The organism is Actinoallomurus acanthiterrae (genome assembly GCF_054775715.1).
Window position 1 is genome coordinate 1,225,459 of the sequence record NZ_BAAHCO010000001.1, and the last position, 19,772, is coordinate 1,245,230.

Sequence of the window (19,772 nt, forward strand, 5' to 3'; positions counted from 1 at the left end):
GGTATGGGTCAGTCGATGCGCCAGGTGTCTCCGCTGCCGAGCAGGGCGGCCAGGTCGCCTGTGCCCTGCTGGGCGACGGCCTCGTCGATCTGGGTGCGCATCAGCTCGTCGTACGACGGGCGCTCCACCTGCCGGAAGATCCCGATCGGCGTGTGCTCGAACGTCGGCGAGTCCAGCCGCGACAGCGCGAACGCGAGCGACGGGTCCGGGTTCTTGGCGTCGTGCACCACGATGTCCGGGGAGTCCGCCGGCACGACCTCCAGCGAACCGGAGGCCGACCGCCGCAGCGCCTTCTCGCCGTCGGCGCCGAACACGATCGGCTCGCCGTGCTCCAGCCGGACCGTCACGTCGTCGCGGGTCTGCGGGTCCTTCAGCGGCAGGAACGCGTCGTCGTTGAAAATGTTGCAGTTCTGGTAGATCTCCACCAGCGCCGTGCCGTTGTGCTGGGCGGCCTCCCGCAGCACCGACTGCAGGTGCTTGCGGTCCGAGTCGATCGTCCGGGCCACGAACGACGCCTCCGCGCCGATGGCGAGGGAGATCGGGTTGAACGGGGAGTCCAGCGAGCCCAGCGGCGTCGACTTGGTGATCTTCCCGACCTCCGACGTCGGGGAGTACTGGCCCTTGGTCAGCCCGTAGATCCGGTTGTTGAACAGCAGGATCTTCAGGTTGACGTTGCGGCGCAGCGCGTGGATCAGGTGGTTGCCGCCGATCGACAGCGAGTCGCCGTCGCCGGTCACCACCCACACCGACAGGTCCGGGCGCGAGGACGCCAGCCCGGTCGCGATCGCCGGGGCGCGCCCGTGGATCGAGTGGAACCCGTAGGTGTTCATGTAGTACGGGAACCGCGACGAGCAGCCGATGCCCGACACGAAGACGACGTTCTCCCGCTTCAGGCCGAGCTCCGGCAGGAAGCCCTGCACGGCGGCGAGGATCGCGTAGTCACCGCACCCGGGGCACCAGCGGACCTCCTGGTCGGTCTTGAAGTCCTTCGCGGTCTGCCGCTCGGGGTCCTTCGGAACGAGGGCGAGGGGGTCGCTCATGAGCTGATCACATCCCGGATGACGTCCGCGAGCTCTTCCGCCTTGAAAGGCAGGCCGCGGACGCGGTTGTAGCCGATCACGTCGACGAGGTAGCGACCGCGCAGGATCAGCGCGAGCTGACCCAGGTTGATCTCCGGCACGACCACCTTGTCGTACGAACGCAGCACCTCTTCGAGGTTGGCCGGGAACGGGTTCAGGTGGCGCAGGTGCGCCTGCGCGACCTGCTCTCCGGAGTTGCGGATGCGGCGCACCGCCGCGGTGATCGCGCCGTACGTGCCGCCCCAGCCGAGTACGAGCACGCGCGCGTCGTCCGACGGGTCGTCGACGGCCAGCGGCGCGATGTCGCGGGCGATGCCGTCGATCTTGGCCTGGCGCAGCCGCACCATCAGGTCATGGTTGTTCGGGTCGTAGGAGATGTTGCCGCTGCCGTCGGCCTTCTCGATGCCGCCGATGCGGTGCTCCAGCCCCGCCGTGCCCGGCACCGCCCACGGCCGCGCCAGGGTGTCCGGGTCGCGCTTGAACGGCTGGAACTCCTCCTCGCCCGCCTGCGCGAACGCCGGCTCGATCTCCGGCAGCGAGTCGACGTCGGGCACCTGCCACGGCTCGGAGCCGTTCGCGAGGTAACCGTCGGACAGCACGATCACCGGCGTGCGGTACTTCACCGCGATCCGCGCCGCCTCGATGGCGGCCGCGAAGCAGTCCGACGGCGTGCTCGGCGCCACCACCGGCACCGGCGCCTCGCCGTTGCGGCCGTACAGCGCCTGCAGCAGGTCGGCCTGCTCGGTCTTGGTCGGCATGCCCGTCGACGGGCCCGCCCGCTGCACGTCGATGACGACCAGCGGCAGCTCCGTCGAGACGCCCAGGCCCACCGTCTCGCTCTTCAGCGAGATGCCCGGACCGGACGTGGTCGTCACGCCGAGCGCACCGCCGAACGACGCGCCGAGCGCGGCGCCCACCGCCGCGATCTCGTCCTCGGCCTGGAAGGTGCGCACGCCGAACCGCTTGTGCTTGGACAGCTCGTGCAGGATGTCGGAGGCCGGAGTGATCGGGTACGAGCCGAGGAACAGCGGCAGCCCGGACCGTACGCTCGCGGCGATCAGCCCGTACGCCAGGGCCATGTTGCCGGAGATGTTGCGGTACAGCCCCGGCGGCAGCGTCGCCGGCTTCACCTCGTACGACACCGAGAACGCCTCGGTCGTCTCGCCGTAGCTCCAGCCCGCCTGGAAGGCCGCGATGTTGGCCTTCATGATCTCCGGCTTCTTGGCGAACTTCACCTCGAGGAAACGGACCGTCGCCTCGGTGGGCCGGTGGTACAGCCAGGACAGCAGACCGAGCGCGAACATGTTCTTCGCCCGCTCGGCGTCCTTCTTGGATATGTCGAAGTCCTCGAGCGCCTTCACCGTCATCGACGTCAGCGGCAGCGAGTGCACCCGGTACTCGTCGAGCGAGCCGTCCTCGAGGGGGTTCGTGGCGTACCCGACCTTGGCCAGGGCGCGCTTGCTGAACTCGTCGGTGTTCACGATGAGGTCCGCGCCGCGCGGCAGGTCACCGACGTTGGCCTTCAGCGCGGCGGGGTTCATCGCGACGAGAACGTTCGGCGCGTCACCCGGCGTGAGGATGTCGTGGTCGGCGAAGTGCAGCTGGAAGCTGGACACGCCGGGCAGCGTGCCGGCCGGCGCGCGGATCTCGGCGGGGAAGTTTGGCAGTGTTGACAGGTCATTGCCGAAGGCGGCCGTCTCCTGAGTGAAGCGGTCGCCGGTCAGCTGCATGCCGTCACCGGAGTCACCGGCGAAACGGATGATGACGCGGTCGAGTTGCCGGACCTGTTTGGTCACAGAGCAGGACCTCCTCGACGAGCGGCACTCGGGCGGAGGGAGGCATCCGCGTCCGACGTGCCACTTAGGCTTACCTTCATGCTACGTCCCGGATCACATGGATATTTCAACATCGGCTGCTAGAGCCAGGCTTGTGAGATGCGTCGCAGCGCCGAGTGATCCGCCCCGTCGACGTCCCCGACCGTACTGATTTCCCAGGTCAGGGCATAGCCATGCATGCGAAGGCGCCTCGGCGCGCCGCGAGAGGCGGCCGGATCAGGCCGCCGATCCCGGACACAGGGCGCTCGCCGACCGGCAGAGGTCGACGTGCAGCCGTGCGAAGAGCAGGAGCGGGGACACGTGCCGAACTATAGGGCCTCGCCCTGGGGCCTCCTCGAAGCGGGGCGGCCACGGCATGTCACCGGGCACGTCAGATCATCGGCACGAGGCCGACGGCCCCGCGACGACGGCGAGGCCGCCGGCGCCGCGGTCCCGGCCGTCGGTGTGGATCATCGCGGCGGCCGGTGGATCGTCGGGGCCGGCGCGGCGGCGGCCCCGTCTCAGCCCGTGCGCTGCTCCTGCTCCAGCTTGCCCAGCAGCCCGTTCACGTCGGAGGAGGAGTTCACCGTCGCGTCGAAATTCGCCTTCGCGTGCACGGTGAACCGTCCGTTGTGCGACCGGTACCAGGACGACCAGTCCCCGCCGCTCGCCCGGCAGGAGAGGCTCGTCTGGCGATTCACGCTCGTCGACGTCGCGTCCGTGCACGTCGCCACGGTGCCCCCGGACCCGCTGAACGCCACCTTCATCGTGACGTGCACGGCCCCCGAGGAGTCGCTCACCGTCGTCGCACGGATGTCGGCCCGCACCGTACAGCCCGCCTCGCCGCAGCTGCCGAACTGCACCTTGCTGACCGGCAGCACGGTCAGATCGGGATCGTAGGCGTTCGCCAGGCCCTGCACGTCGCTGCGGAGCGCCGTGAACACCGTCGTGATCGAGGCGGCCGGCAGCGCGGCGACGTCGAACATGTACCGCTGCGACCCCGAGAAGCCCTCGACCCGGAGCAGGCGACGCGGCTCGCTCTTGGAGATGTAGTACGTCCGTGAGCCGGTCCGCATCTTGATCGCCTTGACGCCGTTGACCGTCGTCCGTACGGCGAGTGGATCGTTCACCGCCCCCCGGAGCGCGGACGCGAGCCGCGCCGGCGACAGATCGGTCAGGTTCAGCCTGGCAAGATCGTCGGGAGCCTTGGTCCACTTGCCGTCCGCCTTGGCGGCCCGGTCGGCGGACAGCCCTCCCTGGCCGGCCCAGAAGGTGCGGTCCGCCTTGAGGTAGGTCGTCCCGCCGACGTCGAGCCGCGTGACCTGCGACCCGCCCGCCGTGTAGGTGCCGCGCACGCTCCCCGCCTTCGTGACGCTGAACGTCGACTGCCCGCCGTCGTACGTCCCCGTCAGCGTCACCCCGGCCGCCCGGCCGAGCGCCTGGCCGGCCTTGTTCGCGGCCTTGCCCGAGGTCGTCTTCGGGTCGTCATCCGGTCCGCTCAGCGCCGCGACGGCGATGACCGCCAGCAGGACCAGCAGCGCACCGCCGCCGGCCAGGACCGCGATCAGCGGGCCCTTCGACTTCTTCGCCGGCTGCGGCCCGAACCCGTACGGCTGCGGCACGCCCCACGGCTGCCCTCCGCCCCATCCCGGCGGCCCGCCGGGCTGCCCCGCGTACGGCCCGGAGCCGGCGGGAGTCCCCGGGTAAGGCGTCGTCGGCCCGCTGGGGTTCTCCGCGTACGACCCAGGCCCACCGGGTCCACCGGGGTACGGTCCCGGCACGCCGGGATTGTCCGCGTAGGGACCGGTCTGGCCGCCGGGGTACGGAGCCGGGCCGCTGGGGTTGTCCGCGTAGGGCCCAGGTCCGCCTTGGCCGTCCGGGTACGGTGCCGGTCCGCCGGGGCTTTCCGAGTAGGGCCCGGGGCCGGTTTGACCGCCCGGGTACGGCGTCGGTCCGCTGGGGCTCTCGGCGGGCGGCCCGAAGCCGCCTGGGCCGCCGGGCGTGCCGACAGGGCCCAGCGCACCAGGAAAGGCCGACCCCTCGGGCGGTCGCTGACCCTGGTCTCCCCCTGGCGGCTGCCACGCCGCCCCCTGCTCAGGAGGCCCTGGAGGGAAGGGGGAATCGGGACGGCCTGGCCACGCCGCGGTCTCAGGCGGTGCCGCCGGTAGCCCGGCCGGTCCGGCCTGGCCGGGCCAGACGCCGGTCTCGGCGGGCGTCGCCGACGACTCGGCCGAACCGTCCTGGCGCGGTGACTCGGACGGCTCGGGGGAGTCCTGGGCCTGACCCGACGTTTCGGCCGGCGCCGATTCGGCCGGCTGCGCTGGGCCTTCGGGTCGCGCTGGTGCTCCGGCCTGCGCCGGGTCTTCGGGCTGTGCCGGTGGCTCTGGGGAGTCCGGCCGGCCTGGGCTCGATCCTCCCTCTCCGGGGGACGACTCGCGGGGTGCGGACGGTGCGTTCTGCGCCGAACCTTCGGCCTGTGCGGGCGGATTCGCGGCCTCCGCTGCTTCCGGCGGTTCGGTGGGCGCGGCCTCGGCCGGTCGATCAGGCTTTTCCGGGTCCGGCTGTTCGGGCAACGGGCCCTGAACGCCGTCTCGATCCGTGCTCAATGAAGTCCCCTGTATCCGTTCGTCGCCGTGACCCTATGTTTGTGCCTGATCGCCGGACAAGGCGGGGAAGCGGTTCTGTTACCCGCTCGATGCCCGTACGCACGTCTCCGGCCGCCTCGCGACTCTTGGCCGCTGTCGGCGTGCCGTCGACGACGCGGGGCCGATGCCCCGGTGTCCTTACCGGCGACCCGTTCTCCCGATGGTTGTCCACAGGCTGTGGAGAAGGGTGGTGCGGGGCGCGCGGCCGCTGAAGGCTGTCGACGTATGGACGTCCCGCTCGCCGCCGTCGGGTCGCTCCGACGCGGGGGCGGTCGTGGAGCGGGGCGGATCGGATTACGCTGATCTCCATGCACGGCTATTACGGGAACTACCTGATGGTCGTCGTACTGTTCGTGATCGGCGGTGCGATCGTGGGCGGCGCGCTCCTGGCCAACCGGGCGTTGCGCCCGCATCGGCCGACCAGGGAGAAGCTCACGACGTACGAGTGCGGGGTCGACCCCGTCGGCGAGGGGTGGGCGCAGTCGTACGTCCGCTACTACGTCTTCGCCTACCTGTACGTCGTGTTCGCGGTCGACGCGGTCTTTCTCTTCCCCTGGGCGACGGTCTTCTCCGCCAAGGGGTACGGCTATGTGACGCTCGGCGAGATGTTCGTCTTCCTCGCCTTCATCGCCGCCGGCCTCGCGTACGCCTGGAAGAAGGGCGTCCTGGGCTGGGTCTGACCCGTCCCGGCGACCGGTCGTCCTCGGACAAGACGACGATCCCGCGGAGTAGCCGACCGAACACGCATTGTTCTGCCGGCTGCGACGAGCCGGCCCCCTTGCCGCGATCCGCATCGACCTTGTCGTGAGGCAGAGCTTCGGGACACGTAAGAATGGGGGCATGGGTGCCGTCGATCTCCCCGCGCCGCGTATCGGGCCCGCCTCCCGGCTCGCCCCGAAGCCGATCAAGTTCGTGCTCAACTGGGGGCGGCGGTACTCCCTGTGGGTGTTCAACTTCGGGCTCGCGTGCTGCGCGATCGAGTTCATCGCGACGTCGATGTCGCGGCACGACTTCATCCGGCTCGGTGTCATCCCCTTCGCACCGGGGCCCCGGCAGGCCGACCTGATGGTGGTCTCCGGCACGGTCAGCGACAAGATGGCGCCCGCCGTGAAACGGCTCTACGAGCAGATGCCCGAGCCGAAGTACGTCATCTCCTTCGGCGCCTGCTCCAACTGCGGCGGGCCGTACTGGGACTCCTACTGCGTGACGAAGGGCGTCGATCAGATCATCCCGGTCGACGTGTACGTTCCGGGCTGCCCGCCGCGGCCGGAGGCCCTTCTGCACGGGATCCTCAAGCTGCAGGAGAAGATCGCCGCGGAGTCCCTCGGCGAGCGGTACACGGAGACGGCGGAGGCGGTCGCGCCGCCCCCGCCGGTCGTACGGAAGCCGCCGACGCCGGCGGTGCTGCGCCGTCCGCTCGTGCTGCCGCCGGTGCCCGAGCCCGAGGAGATCGAGGCGGCCGAGCAGCCCACGCAGAAGCTGACCCCGCTGGGCGATGAGATCGGGTCGACCGGCACGCAGGAGCTGCCGCCGGCCGAGCCCTCGCCCGACCCGCCGTCCGCGCCCACCGGGGCACAGGACACCACCGAGACGCAGGAGGTCCCCTTCCCGGACGTCGCCGGGCCCGGCGAACCGGTCTCTCCGTCGGCCGAGACGCAAGATCTTCCGGTGCCGGAGCCGCCCGCCGAGGACACGGAGACCACTCGCGACCTGACCCCCGTGGAGGACACGGAGGCCACCCGGGATCTGACTCCGGTCGAGGACCCGAAGACGACGCGGGACCTGCCCCCGGCGGAGGAGGTTCGCCGGGCGGCCGGGGAGGAGCCGACCGAGGTGCTTCCTTCGGTCGAGGAGGTTCGCAAGGCGGCCGAGGAGAAGGACGCGGCGAAGCCGACCGAGAAAGACACCGAGGCGGAGGGCGAGCGGCCAGGGCAGGCCGAGACGGCGGCGCAGAAGAGAGCGCGGCGGTTGGGCGGCCGGTTGCGGCGGTTCGCCGAGCCGCCGCCCGTGGGCGGCGACACCGATCACAACATCATTCCGGGGCTGAGCGATGACGATTGAGCTGGCGGTGGCGTGGACGCGCCGGTTCGGGGACGACGTGCACACCGAGGAAGCCTTCGGCATGCTGACCGTCGACGTGCCGCCGGAGCTGTGGGAGGAGGCGCTGACGTTCGCGCGGGACGACCTCGGCTGCGGCTTCTTCGACTGGCTGACCGCCGTCGACGAGCTGGAGCGCGGGTTCGCGATCGTCGCGCACGTCCACTCACTGGAGCAGGGACACCATCTGCTGGTCCGGACGATCGTGCCGCGTGAGGACCCGCGGCTGGTGAGCGTGACCGCGGTCTACCGAGGCGCGAACTGGCATGAGCGGGAGACGCATGAGATGTTCGGCGTGATCTTCGACGGGCATCCGGACCTGACGCCGCTGCTGCTCCCGGACGGGTTCGAGGGGCATCCGCTGCGCAAGGAGTTCGTGCTGGCCGCGCGGGTGGCGAAACCCTGGCCAGGGGCCAAGGAGCCGGGGGAGTCCGGGCACGGCGCGCCGAGCCGCCGCCGCATGCTGCCGCCCGGAGTACCGCAGGACTGGGGTCCCGCCGCCCGCCAGGGCCCCGCCGCGGACGCGCGCCGGAGCCCCCGTCGCGGCGCGTCGGCGGGCGAGGCCCCCGCGGAACAGCCCGTACGCCGGCGGGCGCGCGGCATCGACCCGGAGGGCGGCGATGTCTGACGTTCTGGTCGTCGTCATCAAGCTGCTGCTGGTGGTCGGCGCGTTCGCCGTGCTGCCGCTGCTGGTCGGGCAGGCCGAGCACAAGGTCATGGCCCACATGCAGGGGCGCCTGGGCCCGATGTACGCCGGGGCGTTCCACGGCTGGGCTCAGCTGGTCGCGGACGGGGTGAAGTTCGCCCAGAAGGAGGACGTGATCCCGGCCGCCGCCGACCGGCGGATCTTCCAGCTCGCGCCGGCGGTCGCGCTCATCCCGTACCTCGTCACGCTGATCGTGATCCCGGTCGGGCCGGGCGGTCAGGTGGCCGTCTCGATGGATCCCGGGCTGTTCTTCGCGCTGGCGATGATCGGCGTGGGCGTGCTCGGCGCGATCATGGCCGGCTGGGCGAGCGCGAACAAGTACAGCCTGCTCGGCGGCATGCGGGTCGCGGCGCAGCTGCTCTCGTACGAACTGCCGATGGTGCTGGCGGCGTCGTCGGTCGCGATGGCGGCTGGCAGCCTGAACCTCTCCACGATCGTCGACCAGTGGCGATGGTGGTGGCTGCCCTGGCAGGTGATCGGCGGAGTGGTCTTCTTCGTCGCCGGCCTGGCCGAGCTGCGCCGCCCGCCGTTCGACATGCCGGTCGCCGACTCTGAGATCATCTTCGGCCCGTACACCGAATACGCCGGGCTGCGGTTCGCCCTGTTCTTGCTGGCGGAGTACGCCGGGATCGTGGTGCTGTCCGCGCTGACGACCGTGCTCTTCCTGGGCGGCTGGAAGGGGCCGGTGCTCGATGAGCAGTTCGGCTGGCTCTGGACGCTGATCAAGGTGTTCGCGCTGTCGTTCGTCGTGATCTGGCTCCGGGTGAGCTATCCGCGGCTGCGCGAGGACCAGCTGCAGAAGCTCGCCTGGGCCGGCCTGGTGCCGCTCGCCCTCGTACAGCTCGCCCTCACCGGCATCCTCAAGATCGCCATCGGCTGAACCACGTCCGTACGGGTCGTGGACCGTCATCGCGCCCGCGCGACACGCTCAGTGCCGCGAAGGCGGGGCGATACTCTCGGGGCGGCGCGCTTCTGAGAGCCCGCCCCTGGGCGGGATGGCGCGTCACGGCCGGGCCGTCGAGTGCCGGCTCGACGGCCCGGCGCAGCCGCTCAGCCGCGCGGTGCGGGGACGATCTGCTCGAACCACGCCAGGATTTCCGGCAGTGCCAAGCGGATCGAGGCGTTGTGGTCGACGTTCGCGCCCAGGTCGATCACGTTCGCGCCGCCGAGTCGCGCAGCGCAGTTCCGCGCGTTCTGGATCGGCACGTTCACATCGCCGCTTCCGGCGTAGAGCCGGACCGGGACGCGCGGCCGCCACGAGCACGTGCCGTCGCTCTCCCGCATCGCCCGCAGCAGCGCGCCGCTCGGCTGCCGGGCCCAGTCGACGAACGCGGGCGTCAGCAACTGCCGGGGGTCGGCGGGCAGCGCGCCGGCGATCGCCTGTTCGTCGTGCCGGCCGTCGAACAGGCCCTCCACCACTCCGGCGTACGGCTCCTGGAACGCCTCCGCGGGCCGGTCGTATAGGTGGTGGATCCGGTTCATCGCGGTGATCCAGTACGCGAAGTAGAAGACGGCGTTACGCGGGGCGACCCGCCCGTCGAGCCCGGCCGGCGTCTCGACGCCCTGCACGTCGTACGGTCCGCTCACCGGGGCCAGTGCCACCGGCCGGAAACGCGGCACCTCGCCGGCGCCCAGCGCCTTGCCGAACCCCATGGCCGCATGCCCGCCCTGCGAGAACCCGGTGACCAGGACGCGGCCGTCCAGGCTCCGGTGGCGTCGCCCGGCGAGTGTGCCGGCCGCCCGCAGCAGATCCGCGGAGGCGCTGACCTCGGTCGGCGCGTGCGTGTACGGGTGACGCCCGGGCCCCTCGCCCAGCCCGAGGTAGTCGGGTGCCACGGCGGCGTATCCGTTCGCCGCGAAGGCCATCGTGCGAGCGCGGTCCGGTCGGGTGGTGCCGTCGGTGGACGGCGCGTCGGTCTTCAGCACGAGCGTGCCGTGCTCGTACGCCACGACGGGCAGCCGGCGGGCGTGTGACCCGGGGAGGGCCACCAGGCCGCTCGCGGTGGTCGCGCCGCCCGAGGCGTCGACCGTCCGGTACACGACGCGGTAGGCGTCGACGCCGTACCGCACCGGCGTCGTGATGCCGTCACCGCGCAGGTACGAGGTCGTGTCGTCGCGGGACAGGTGCGCGACACGGGTGACGGAGACGACCGATCCCCGTGCGGCCGTCGGGATGCCCTGCATGCCGTGCATACCGCTGAGCGCGAGACCCGCGGCCACCATCTCTTTGATCATGCTGGTCCTTCCGCAGACTTCTGAGAGCCCGCCCGGAGGCGGGATGGCGTCGTGCGGGACGGGTGCCGGCCCGTGACCCCGCACGCCGGACACCGTACACGATTGCAAAGATTTCTCTGCAGAGATAACTTTGCAATATGGCGGACCTGAACAGCGCCCAGCGCACCGCGCTGTACCGGACGCTCGGCAACCCGCTGCGGCGCAGCATCCTGGACTACCTCGAGCGCCACGGCGAGGCGAACTCCACGGCCCTCGCCGCCGCGCTCGGGGAGAGCACCGGGACGACCAGCTACCACCTGCGGAAGCTCGCCGAGCTGAACCTCATCGAGGAGGTCGCGGAGAAGTCCGGCGGCCGAGAGCGGTGGTGGCGGCCGCTGCCGTTCAGCCACCAGACGCCCGACCCGGCGACGATGACGCCGGCCGAGTACGCCGCCGCCGAGAACTTCGCCAGGCTGAAGCTCGCCACCGACACCGAGCTCTACATACGTGCGCTGAAGGAGTACGCCGGGCCGGAGGGCTGGGCCCAGGTCCAGCGGCACAATGGCGCCTACCTCGCGAAAGAGGACCTCCACGCCTTCATGCGCGACTACCTCGCACTGGTCGAGCGCTACTCGCGGACACGGGCGGACGCCCCCGAAGGCGCCCGCCGGATCGCCTTTCGCTTTTTCTGCGCCCCCGACGACCCGGAGTGACGAGGTAGGAGAGCGGTCGCCCCCGTGCGGGGGGCTGACCCGACCGGGCCTGACACCCGGTCGGGCGGTCGCTCGTGAACCACCGCCTGCACCCCGATCGAGGAGGGCTTGACGGCTCCGGCTAATCAGATTAGCTTTAGGGCTATCAAGATTAGCCAAAGGAGATGGCGATGACCGAGTTCCTGAGCATCGACGGCGGACGGATCGCCTACGACGTGACCGGTGAGGGCCCGCTGGTCGTGCTCTCGCACGGCATGGGAGACATGCGCAGCGCCTATCGCGTCCTGGCTCAGCGGCTCGTCGCGGCCGGCTTCCGGGTGGCGACCACGGACCTGCGCGGGCACGGCGAGTCCAGCACCGGCTGGGCGTCCTACACCCGTACGGACACGGCCGGCGACCTGCTGGCGCTGATCCGCCACCTGGGCGGGCCGGCGGTCGTCGTGGGGCACTCCTTCTCCGGAGGGTCCGCCACGATCGCGGCGGCTCAGGAGCCGGAGCTCGTCGGCGCCATCGTCGAGGTCGACCCGTTCACCCGCGCCCAGAAGCTCGACTTCGGCGGCTTCCTGACGAACGGCCGGTACCGCAAGGGCCTGAGCCTGCTCATGAGGACGGCGATGTCCGGCAGCGTGAAGCTGTGGGCCCGCTACCTCGACCACGCCTTCCCCAGCGCCAAGCCCGCCGACTTCGCCGAGCGCGTCGACGCCATCCGCGCCAACCTGAGCGAGGACGGCCGCATGGCCGCCATGCAGAAGATGGGTAAGTCGGCGCCGGTCGACGCCGGCGCGCAGCTCGGTAACATCCGGTGCGCGGCGCTGGTGATCATGGGCACGCTCGACCCCGACTGGGCCGACCCGAAGGCCGAGGCGGACGGCATCGTCGCCGAGATGCCCGCCGGTCTCGGCACGGTCGCGATGATCGAGGGCGCCGGGCACTACCCGCACACGCAGTTCCCCGAGGAGGTCGCCGCGGTCATGGTGCCGTTCCTCAAGGAGCACACGGCGGCCTGATCGGAGGAGGATCCATGCCACGGGGAAGACTGACCGCCGCCGACGTCGTCCGCGCCGGGGCCGAGCTGGCCGACGAAGTCGGCTACCAGGACCTGGCGATGGGCACGCTCGCCCAGCGGCTCGGCGTCCGCAGCCCGTCCCTGTACAAGCACGTCGATGGCCTGGACGACCTGCGCCGCCGGATCGCCACCCTGGCGATGACCGAGCTCGGCGAGGCCGTCCGGGCCGCCATCCAGGGCAGGGCCGGCTCGGACGCGCTGGCCGCCTTCGCCCGGGCGTTCGCCACGTACGTCACCGCCCACCCCGGCCGCTACACCGCGACGGTCGGGGCCGAGGTCACCGGGCCCGGTGACGATCTGTACGACGCGAGCGCCCGGGTCCTCGAGTCGATGGCCGCGATCCTGCGCGGCTACGGCGTCGAGGAGAGCGAGATGGTCCACGCGATCCGCACGCTGCGATGCCTGTTCCACGGGTTCGCCGCGCTGCAGGCATCGAACGGCTTCCAGTGGAGCGGCGACGTCGACGAGAGCTTCGACTGGATGATCGACTTCGTCGACCGGGGCCTCAAGCCCTAAGACCTGAGGTAGTGCAGGACCGCCATCACCCGGCGGTGATCGTCGCCCGACGGCGCCAGGCCGAGCTTGGTGAAGATGTTGGCGATGTGCTTCTCCACCGCCCGGTCGGAGACGACGAGGGTCTTGGCGATCGCCGAGTTCGCCCGGCCCTCGGCCATCAGGGCCAGCACCTCGCGCTCGCGCGGGGTCAGCGCGCCGACGCCCTGGTGGCGGGAGCCCAGCAGCTGCTTGACCACCTCCGGGTCCAGGGCGGTCCCGCCCGCGTCGACCCGCCGCAGCGCGTCGACGAAGTCGTCGAGGTCGGCGACGCGCTCCTTGAGCAGATAGCCGACGCCCGAGGGCGATCCGGCCAGTAGTTGGGCGGCGAACCGCGTCTCGACGTACTGGGAGAACAGCAGGAGCCCCACGTGCGGATGGTCACGGCGCAGGTCGAGCGCCGCGCGCAGTCCCTCGTCCGTGTGCGTCGGCGGCATCCGGATGTCGATGACGGCGACGTCCGGGTGGTGTGCCGCGACCGCCTCTCGCAACGACGCGGCGTCCCCCACTCCCGCGACCACCTCGTGCCCGCGGGCGGCCAGCAGCTGGGCGAGTCCTTCCCGCAGGATGACGGCGTCGTCTGCGATCACAATGCGCACGGGCGGATCCTACGCGTGAGAAGGGAGTTCGACGGTGACCGTCGTCGGGCCGCCGGGCGGGCTGACGACCTCCAGGAGGCCGTCGACCGGCCGGATCCGCTCGGCGAGCCCGGGCAGGCCCGAACCCGCGCCGACGATCGCGCCACCCGAGCCGTCGTCCCACACCTTCAGCCGCAGGCGATCGTCGCGCTGCACGACCTCGATCCCGGCCCGGCTCGCGCCGCTGTGCTTGATGACGTTGGTCAGCAGCTCGGCGGCGCAGAAGTACGCGATCGACTCGATCGCCGCCGTCGGCCGTACGGGGATGTCGGCGCGCAGCTCCACGGGCAGGCCGGCGCCCGCCACGAGTGTGGCCAGGGCGGCGTCGAGCCCGCTGTCCAGGACGGGCGGGTGAATGCCGCGGACGAGTTCGCGCAGTTCGGTGATCGCCGCCTTCGCCGTCGACTGAGCGGCGGTGGCGAGCTCCCGGACCGGGCCGTCCGGCGCGGTCTCCCGCATCAGGGTGAGCTGCATGGCGAGCGCGACCAGACGGGCCTGTGCGCCGTCGTGCAGGTCCCGCTCGATGCGGCGGAGCGTCGCGGCGGCGTCGTCGACCGCGCTCGCCCGGGTCTCCTCCAGGGTGCGGATGCGCTCGGCGGCGGTGGACGCGCCCAGCAGCCGCCGGATCAGCATCCGGTCCAGCAGCACGACCGCCCGCACCGCCCACGGCGCGACGAACAGGAGGACGACGCCGGCGGCCGAGACGACCAGATCGCGCGGCCAGGTGCCGAAGTGGAGGCCGCCGACCGGGAGGCCGTGCCGGATCAGGCCGCGCTCGTCCTGGGCCGTCATGTCGTTCCAGCCGAGCGCGCGCTGAATCGGGTAGGTCAGCGCGACGACGCTCCATCCCCAGGCGCAGAGGACGACGTAGAGGTACAGCGCGGCGAGGGGCAGCCGGAGGAGGAAGTAGGCCATCGCCCGCCAGCCGGCGGCGTCGCCGAGCGAGGCCTGGACCCGCCCGTAGAAGCCGGTGCCCGGTCGCGGCGACGCCGGCGCCCGTACCCGCTCTCCGAGGAGCCGCCCGGCCGGCGCGCGGTACAGGCCGCCGAACCTCCGGGCGCCGGCCAGCGCCAGTGCGAGCAGCGGGATGCCGACGGCGGTGACGGACAGGCCCGCGCCGAGCGCGAGCGTCGCCACCGCGTAGCAGAATCCGGGGACGGCCAGGGGGATGCTCGTGAGGGCGTACAGCAGCTCGGCCGCCGTCCGCCGGCCGAACGACGCCCACAGCGCGCCCGCCACTCGGGAACCCGCCCGCGCTCGCCGCCCGAGGGCCGGGGCCGCTCCCGACTTCGCCGCCCGTGACGCCGCCGGTCGGGACGCCGCGCCGGGGCTCAGGCGTCGCATCGCCCCAGGATCCGGACGTGGATCGCGTTCAGGCCGCGCAGGATCCACGGCATGAGGAACAGGAAGGTCAGCCCGCCGAAGACCGCGTGAAACGCCCACGCTCCGACGAATGTGGGGCCGCCCCACGCGTGCTCGTACGATCCGCCCATTCCGATCGCCCAACGTACCGGATAGCCGAGATTCATGGCCACGAGCAGCCATCCGTAAGCGGTGATCACAATGCTGAGGTAGGCGAGCGGCAGCGCGGCGATCCCCCGCAGCCGGGTGGCCCGCACCTCGCGGCCGAGGAGCGCGCCCGCCAGGCGGCGCTGCAGCCGCCCGCCGTCGGCGATCGCCAGCAGCGCGGTGACGGGTGACGCGAGGACGTAGCCGGTGCGCCGCCAGGGCTCGGCGGTGAACGGCGCCTGCCACCAGGCGGCGGTCAAGGATCGAGAGGTCAACGCGGTCATCGAGGTCTCCCCGGTCGAGCGGCGAAGTCGTGCCTCCATGCTCGCGACCGGGTGCCCCGCGGGGCGATCGTGGCAGTACGGAAACCGGGGTTCGGGCAACCCCACCGTCAATGGAGGAACAGGCCGTACTCGGCGATGTCGGGGACGATGCGGGGCGGCAGGTCGGCCTGCATCGCCAGCTCCTCGGCGGAGATGAACGCCCCGTGCTCGGCCCGGCAGCGGACGATCCGGTCGACGATCTCCGGCGTCACGCCGGGCAGCATGCTCAGCGCCTGCGGCGGGGCGTGGTTCACGTCGATCAGCCCGCCGTCGTCGTACGGGCGCGGGCCCAGGTCGGGCCGGCCGATCTGCAGCTCGTGCGCCATGACGCGATCCTCCGTCGCGATCCGGCGGGCCTCCGTACGGAGCGTCCGGCGGTACCGCGCCGCCTCCACGACCCGGCGGTTCCGCTGGTCGCTGGGGTCGGCGGGCGGGTAGAGGCGCTGCCGGATGCCGACGGCGTGCATCCCGCTGAAGATCCACGTGCCGAGCAGCAGGAGCAGGCCGATCGTGTGCGGCACGTCGCCCTGCGCGGTGAGCGCCTCGTACGACGCGACCAGCGCGCCGGAGTACCCCGCCGCGGCCGCCGCGAGCCCCGCCGACCGCCGCCGCACGGCGGCGTACAGGAAGGAGACCGGCGAGCCGAGCCCCACCGTGATGAGCGGCACCACCGCCCACCCCATCCCGTCGGAGGGAGGCTTCGGCGGAAGTTGCGACGATCGTCGTTCTGGCGGGGGCATCGGCGACCGCGTCATGGGCCGATGGTAAGCCGGGCGACCCTCGAAGTGCCTCACTCCGCTTTGACGCTATGGGTATAGCGTCGGTTTCGGAACCCGCTCTCTATACGTAATCATGGTGAACCGTGGCACGGCTTCCCGGAACTGGCCTGGCGAAGGGTCTCGCGGTGACGCTGCGGACGATGACGCGGCGTTCGATCACGCGGCAGTACCCCGAGGTGCAGCCTGACCTGCCGCCACGCAGTCGTGGCGTCATCGCGCTGTTCGAGGAGAACTGCACTGTCTGCATGCTCTGCGCCCGCGAATGCCCCGACTGGTGCATCTACATCGACTCGCACAAGGAGACGCTGCCCGCGCCGGAGGGCGGCCGGGCGCGCACCCGTAACGTCCTCGACCGGTTCGCCATCGACTTCGCGCTGTGCATGTACTGCGGGATCTGCATCGAGGCGTGCCCGTTCGACGCGTTGTTCTGGTCGCCGGAGTTCGAGTACGCCGAGTACGACATCAACGAGCTGACGCACGAGCGCGAGCGGCTCCGCGAGTGGATGTGGACCGTCCCGCCGCCGCCCGCGCACGACCCCGGCGCCGAGTCGCCCAAGGAGCTGAAGACGAGGTGACCGCGGCGGACGTCGTCATCGTGCTGCTCGGAGTCGTCGCCGTGGGCGCCGGCGTGCTCGTCGTCGCCACGCGGCAGCTCGTGCACGCCGCCCTGTGGCTGGTCGTCTCGTTCGGCGCGCTGGCCGGCTCGTACCTCGTGCTGGCGGCGGAGTTCGTCGCCTGGGTGCAGGTGCTGATCTACGTCGGCGCCGTCGTCGTGCTCCTGCTGTTCGGGATCATGCTGACCCGGGCGCCGATCGGCCGTTCGGAGGATCTCGACTCCGGCAACCGGATCGTCGCCCTCGTGGTCGCGGCGGCGACCGCGGGAGTGCTGGTGACGACGCTGGTCCGCGGGTTCCGCTCGGCGTACATGCCGATCAAGGACCGGGTGGGCAGCGGCTCGTCGCACACGCTGGGCGCGAGCCTGTTCCAGACGTGGGTGCTGCCGTTCGAGGCGCTGTCGGTGCTGCTGCTGGCCGCGCTGATCGGCGCGATCGTGCTGTCCCGCACCGACATCCGCGGCGCGGGCCCCGAGCCCGACGAGGAGCCCGAGCGCCCGCGGCGGCCCGCACCACGCGGCCCGGTCGCCCGGCGGATCGGCGCGGCCAAGAGACGAACCGACCCCGACGAGGAGGACACGATCGTGCTGTCCCGCGTGGACGAGGAGATCTGATGCACCTCGTCTACCCGGTGGTGATCGCGGCCCTGCTGTTCTCGGTGGGCGTGTACGGCGTACTCGCCCGCCGCAACGCGATCCTCGTGCTGATGTCCGTCGAGCTGATGCTCAACGCGGTCAACCTCAACCTCGTCGTGTTCGACATGAAGTGGGCCGACCGGCTGCACGGCGGCCAGGTGCTGACGCTGTTCGTCATCGTGCTCGCGGCCGCCGAGGTGGGCATCGGCCTCGCGCTGGTGCTCCTCATCTACCGCAACCGCCGTACGGTCGACGTCGACCGGCTCCGCACGCTCGCCGAGGGCGATCCGGACCCCGACCTCGACGTGGGCGCCATGACCGACGACGAAGGGGTGCGCCGGTGATCGTCCTGGCGGCCGTCGCGGTCGTGCTCCCGTTCGCCGCCGCGTTCGCCGGCATGCTGTTCGGGCACACGGTCTCGCATCTGCTGTCCCCGCTGGCGCGCCGGCTGCGCGCGCCCGCGCCGGGCGCCGCCCGGCGCGGCGCGCTCGTGCTGGCCCGGCGGATGCCCGCGAACGGCCCGGCCCTCATCGCCGTCCTGCCCGTCGCGGCGTCGACCGTGCTCACCGCCGTCCTGGCGGTCTACGAGTGGCAGCGGCCGGGCCTGCGCGTGGGCACGCTCGCGCGCGTCCCGACGGGAAGCCTGTCCATCGGCGTGTCCCTGAACGTCGACGGGCTGTCCGCGGTCGTGGCGCTCCTCGTCTGCTGCGTGGCGCTGGCGGTGCAGATCTACTCCGTCGCCTACATGCGCGACGACCCGCGCTACTCCTCCTACGCCGCGTTCGTGTCGCTGTTCACCGCGGCGATGCTGCTCGTCGTCCTGTCCGGCGACCTGCTGGTGCTGTACGTCGGCTGGGAGGTCATGGGCATCTGCTCGTACTTCCTGATCGGGCACTACTGGCACGACCGGGCGACGTCACGGGCGGCCGTGAAGGCGTTCCTCGTCACCCGGCTCGGTGACGTCGGCTTCCTGTTCGGCATCTTCGTGCTCGGCCTGGGCGCGCACTCCTTCGACCTGCGGACCGTCCTCGCGCACGTCCCGGCCATGTCGCACACGACACTGGTCGCGGGGACGCTCCTGCTGCTGTGCGGCGTCGCGGGCAAGAGCGCGCAGTTCCCGCTGCACACCTGGCTGCCGGACGCCATGGCCGGTCCCACGCCGATCAGCGCGCTGATCCACGCGGCGACCATGGTCGCGGCGGGCGTGTATGTCGTCGCCCGGCTCTACCCGGCGTTCTGGTTCGCGCCGACGTCGCTGGCGGTGCTCGGGGTGATCGCCGCGATCTCCATGCTCGGGGCGGCGCTGGCCGCGCTCGCTCAGGACGATCTCAAACGCGTGCTGGCCTACTCGACGATCAGCCAGCTCGCGTACATGGCGGCGGGCCTGGCTGTGGGGACGCGTGACGGCGCGGTGTTCCACCTGCTGACGCACGGGGCGTTCAAGGCGCTGCTGTTCCTCGGCGCGGGCTGCGTGATCGTCACGGTCGGCTCGAACATGATGAGCGCGATGGGCGGGCTGCGCATCGCCATGCCGGTGACGTTCTGGTCGATGACGGTCGGTTTCGCGGCGTTGGCCGGGATCCCGCCCACCAGCGGCTTCTTCAGCAAGGACACGATCCTGTCCCAGGCATGGGCGGCCACGCACCCGGAGAAGTCGCCTATGTACCACGCGTTCGCCTACACGCCTCTGCGCGGGTCCGGGAAGGCCGAGAGCCCGGGGTACGACTTCATGCTGCGGCACGCCCTCCACGGGACCCCGCCGGCCATCCCGTCGTGGGTGGCGTGGTTGGTGCTGGTGACCGCGCTTCTCACCACGGTGGTGACCGCCGCGTACGCCACGCGGACCTGGCTCGTGACGTTCTTCGGTGAGCAGCGGTCGGCGTTCCGGGCCCGGGAGGCGACACCGCTGATGCGCTGGCCGGTGGCGGTCCTCGCCGTGCCGGCCCTCCTGCTCGGGCTGATCGGGCCGTTCAGTGAACGGCTGCGGCCCGAGTGGGGCATGGCGGTGGTCTCGCTGCTGTGCGCCGCCGCCGGAGCGGGCGGCGTGTACCTCGTGTGGAACAACGACCCGGCCTTGGACCCGGTGCGCCTGCTCGGCCCGGCGCGGCCGGTCCTGCGCGCCGCGTTCTACGTCGACACCGTCTACGATGTCGCGATCGTCCGGCCGGTGCTGGCCCTGGCCCGGCTCGTCGTACGCGTCGACGCGCGGGTCGTCGACGCGGGCGTCGAGGGCTCCGGGCGGGGCGCACGACGGCTCGGCGGCCTGCTGCGGGTCACCGAGGGCGGCAACGCGCAGGCGTACATTTCGGGGCTCTTCGCGGGAGTGGTGCTGATCGTGGTCGCGGTGGTGGTGCTGACATGATCGTCGCGACGATGCCGGCGGTGTTG

General features: G+C 71.6%; 20 protein-coding genes. 11 read left to right on the forward strand and 9 right to left on the reverse strand.

Features of this window, described 5'->3' with window-relative positions:
- Positions 1-8: 8 nt before the first annotated feature.
- The 4 genes from ACYVF7_RS06030 to ACYVF7_RS06045 all read right to left on the reverse strand — a co-directional run bounded on the left by ACYVF7_RS06030 (position 9) and on the right by ACYVF7_RS06045 (position 4,674).
- Positions 9-1,040 (reverse strand): 2-oxoacid:ferredoxin oxidoreductase subunit beta, encoded by a 1,032-nt coding sequence (locus ACYVF7_RS06030; RefSeq protein WP_460336108.1) that lies wholly within the window; start codon positions 1,038-1,040, stop codon positions 9-11.
- Positions 1,037-2,875 (reverse strand): 2-oxoacid:acceptor oxidoreductase subunit alpha, encoded by a 1,839-nt coding sequence (locus ACYVF7_RS06035; RefSeq protein ID WP_460336111.1) that lies wholly within the window; start codon positions 2,873-2,875, stop codon positions 1,037-1,039. The genes ACYVF7_RS06030 and ACYVF7_RS06035 overlap by 4 nt, the downstream gene beginning before the upstream one ends.
- A gap of 255 nt (positions 2,876-3,130) precedes the next feature.
- Positions 3,131-3,271 (reverse strand): putative leader peptide, encoded by a 141-nt coding sequence (locus ACYVF7_RS06040; RefSeq protein ID WP_460357802.1) that lies wholly within the window; start codon positions 3,269-3,271, stop codon positions 3,131-3,133.
- Positions 3,272-3,414: 143 nt separating this feature from the next.
- The gene (locus ACYVF7_RS06045; protein WP_460336113.1) at positions 3,415-4,674 is read right to left on the reverse strand and encodes a hypothetical protein; all 1,260 of its coding nucleotides are present in this window, start codon (positions 4,672-4,674) and stop codon (positions 3,415-3,417) included.
- Between the two features lie 1,172 nt (positions 4,675-5,846).
- On the opposite strand from ACYVF7_RS06045, the gene ACYVF7_RS06050 reads away from it, so the two are divergent.
- From ACYVF7_RS06050 to nuoH, 4 genes are all read left to right on the forward strand, one after another.
- Positions 5,847-6,218, forward strand: coding sequence for an NADH-quinone oxidoreductase subunit A (locus ACYVF7_RS06050; RefSeq protein WP_460336116.1), 372 nt, complete (start codon positions 5,847-5,849; stop codon positions 6,216-6,218).
- Positions 6,219-6,378: 160 nt separating this feature from the next.
- Positions 6,379-7,599: an NADH-quinone oxidoreductase subunit B gene (locus ACYVF7_RS06055; RefSeq protein ID WP_460336119.1), complete on the forward strand. Its 1,221-nt coding sequence runs from the start codon at positions 6,379-6,381 to the stop codon at positions 7,597-7,599.
- On the forward strand, positions 7,589-8,263 hold the full coding sequence (locus tag ACYVF7_RS06060; RefSeq protein ID WP_460336121.1) for an NADH-quinone oxidoreductase subunit C: 675 nt from the start codon (positions 7,589-7,591) through the stop codon (positions 8,261-8,263). The genes ACYVF7_RS06055 and ACYVF7_RS06060 overlap by 11 nt, the downstream gene beginning before the upstream one ends.
- The gene (nuoH, locus tag ACYVF7_RS06065; protein WP_460336124.1) at positions 8,256-9,221 is read left to right on the forward strand and encodes an NADH-quinone oxidoreductase subunit NuoH; all 966 of its coding nucleotides are present in this window, start codon (positions 8,256-8,258) and stop codon (positions 9,219-9,221) included. The genes ACYVF7_RS06060 and nuoH overlap by 8 nt, the downstream gene beginning before the upstream one ends.
- Before the next feature lie 170 nt (positions 9,222-9,391).
- Here nuoH and ACYVF7_RS06070 read toward each other — a convergent pair whose 3' ends face one another.
- Entirely contained in the window at positions 9,392-10,576 is a 1,185-nt protein-coding gene (locus ACYVF7_RS06070; RefSeq protein WP_460336126.1) for an alpha/beta hydrolase family protein, read from the reverse strand.
- 137 nt (positions 10,577-10,713) lie between these two features.
- Between ACYVF7_RS06070 and ACYVF7_RS06075 the strand changes: the two genes are divergently transcribed.
- From ACYVF7_RS06075 to ACYVF7_RS06085, 3 genes are all read left to right on the forward strand, one after another.
- Entirely contained in the window at positions 10,714-11,268 is a 555-nt protein-coding gene (locus ACYVF7_RS06075; protein WP_460336129.1) for an ArsR/SmtB family transcription factor, read from the forward strand.
- Between the two features lie 170 nt (positions 11,269-11,438).
- Positions 11,439-12,275, forward strand: a complete 837-nt coding sequence (locus ACYVF7_RS06080; RefSeq protein WP_460336132.1) for an alpha/beta fold hydrolase — start codon at positions 11,439-11,441, stop codon at positions 12,273-12,275.
- Positions 12,276-12,289: 14 nt separating this feature from the next.
- Positions 12,290-12,850, forward strand: a complete 561-nt coding sequence (locus ACYVF7_RS06085; protein WP_460336135.1) for a TetR/AcrR family transcriptional regulator — start codon at positions 12,290-12,292, stop codon at positions 12,848-12,850.
- On the opposite strand, the gene ACYVF7_RS06090 is transcribed toward ACYVF7_RS06085, so the two are convergent.
- The 4 genes from ACYVF7_RS06090 to ACYVF7_RS06105 form a co-directional block, all read right to left on the reverse strand.
- Positions 12,847-13,485 carry a response regulator transcription factor gene (locus tag ACYVF7_RS06090; protein WP_460336138.1) on the reverse strand — a complete coding sequence of 213 codons (639 nt, stop codon included), beginning with the start codon at positions 13,483-13,485 and terminating at the stop codon, positions 12,847-12,849. The two genes, ACYVF7_RS06085 and ACYVF7_RS06090, sit on opposite strands and share 4 nt — an antisense overlap.
- A gap of 9 nt (positions 13,486-13,494) precedes the next feature.
- The gene (locus tag ACYVF7_RS06095) at positions 13,495-14,868 is read right to left on the reverse strand and encodes a sensor histidine kinase (RefSeq protein ID WP_460336141.1); all 1,374 of its coding nucleotides are present in this window, start codon (positions 14,866-14,868) and stop codon (positions 13,495-13,497) included.
- The gene (locus ACYVF7_RS06100; RefSeq protein WP_460336143.1) at positions 14,856-15,356 is read right to left on the reverse strand and encodes a hypothetical protein; all 501 of its coding nucleotides are present in this window, start codon (positions 15,354-15,356) and stop codon (positions 14,856-14,858) included. Before ACYVF7_RS06100 ends, ACYVF7_RS06095 begins: the two co-directional genes overlap by 13 nt.
- 68 nt (positions 15,357-15,424) lie before the next feature.
- Positions 15,425-16,111, reverse strand: coding sequence for a ComEA family DNA-binding protein (locus tag ACYVF7_RS06105; protein ID WP_460336146.1), 687 nt, complete (start codon positions 16,109-16,111; stop codon positions 15,425-15,427).
- Between the two features lie 107 nt (positions 16,112-16,218).
- On the opposite strand from ACYVF7_RS06105, the gene ACYVF7_RS06110 reads away from it, so the two are divergent.
- The 4 genes from ACYVF7_RS06110 to ACYVF7_RS06125 are packed head-to-tail and all read left to right on the forward strand — an operon-like array spanning position 16,219 to position 19,746.
- Positions 16,219-16,710: a NuoI/complex I 23 kDa subunit family protein gene (locus ACYVF7_RS06110; RefSeq protein WP_460336149.1), complete on the forward strand. Its 492-nt coding sequence runs from the start codon at positions 16,219-16,221 to the stop codon at positions 16,708-16,710.
- Positions 16,707-17,363 (forward strand): NADH-quinone oxidoreductase subunit J family protein, encoded by a 657-nt coding sequence (locus ACYVF7_RS06115; protein ID WP_460336152.1) that lies wholly within the window; start codon positions 16,707-16,709, stop codon positions 17,361-17,363. Before ACYVF7_RS06110 ends, ACYVF7_RS06115 begins: the two co-directional genes overlap by 4 nt.
- A complete protein-coding gene (gene nuoK / locus ACYVF7_RS06120; RefSeq protein ID WP_460336154.1) occupies positions 17,363-17,728 on the forward strand; it encodes an NADH-quinone oxidoreductase subunit NuoK in 366 nt (121 codons plus the stop codon). Before ACYVF7_RS06115 ends, nuoK begins: the two co-directional genes overlap by 1 nt.
- The gene (locus ACYVF7_RS06125) at positions 17,725-19,746 is read left to right on the forward strand and encodes an NADH-quinone oxidoreductase subunit 5 family protein (RefSeq protein WP_460336157.1); all 2,022 of its coding nucleotides are present in this window, start codon (positions 17,725-17,727) and stop codon (positions 19,744-19,746) included. The genes nuoK and ACYVF7_RS06125 overlap by 4 nt, the downstream gene beginning before the upstream one ends.
- The last annotated feature ends 26 nt before the right edge of the window (positions 19,747-19,772 follow it).

Bases quoted from the DNA above. Each gene is read 5' to 3' on its own strand.
- ACYVF7_RS06100 (WP_460336143.1), bottom strand. From the start codon at position 15,356: ATGGAGGCACGACTTCGCCGCTCGACCGGGGAGACCTCGATGACCGCG.
- ACYVF7_RS06075 (WP_460336129.1), top strand. From the start codon at position 10,714: ATGGCGGACCTGAACAGCGCCCAGCGCACCGCGCTGTACCGGACGCTC.
- ACYVF7_RS06055 (WP_460336119.1), top strand. From the start codon at position 6,379: ATGGGTGCCGTCGATCTCCCCGCGCCGCGTATCGGGCCCGCCTCCCGG.
- nuoH (WP_460336124.1), top strand. From the start codon at position 8,256: ATGTCTGACGTTCTGGTCGTCGTCATCAAGCTGCTGCTGGTGGTCGGC.
- ACYVF7_RS06085 (WP_460336135.1), top strand. From the start codon at position 12,290: ATGCCACGGGGAAGACTGACCGCCGCCGACGTCGTCCGCGCCGGGGCC.
- ACYVF7_RS06060 (WP_460336121.1), top strand. From the start codon at position 7,589: ATGACGATTGAGCTGGCGGTGGCGTGGACGCGCCGGTTCGGGGACGAC.
- ACYVF7_RS06050 (WP_460336116.1), top strand. From the start codon at position 5,847: ATGCACGGCTATTACGGGAACTACCTGATGGTCGTCGTACTGTTCGTG.
- ACYVF7_RS06070 (WP_460336126.1), bottom strand. From the start codon at position 10,576: ATGATCAAAGAGATGGTGGCCGCGGGTCTCGCGCTCAGCGGTATGCAC.
- ACYVF7_RS06080 (WP_460336132.1), top strand. From the start codon at position 11,439: ATGACCGAGTTCCTGAGCATCGACGGCGGACGGATCGCCTACGACGTG.
- ACYVF7_RS06030 (WP_460336108.1), bottom strand. From the start codon at position 1,040: ATGAGCGACCCCCTCGCCCTCGTTCCGAAGGACCCCGAGCGGCAGACC.
- ACYVF7_RS06040 (WP_460357802.1), bottom strand. From the start codon at position 3,271: ATGCCGTGGCCGCCCCGCTTCGAGGAGGCCCCAGGGCGAGGCCCTATA.
- ACYVF7_RS06105 (WP_460336146.1), bottom strand. From the start codon at position 16,111: ATGACGCGGTCGCCGATGCCCCCGCCAGAACGACGATCGTCGCAACTT.
- nuoK (WP_460336154.1), top strand. From the start codon at position 17,363: ATGCACCTCGTCTACCCGGTGGTGATCGCGGCCCTGCTGTTCTCGGTG.
- ACYVF7_RS06095 (WP_460336141.1), bottom strand. From the start codon at position 14,868: ATGCGACGCCTGAGCCCCGGCGCGGCGTCCCGACCGGCGGCGTCACGG.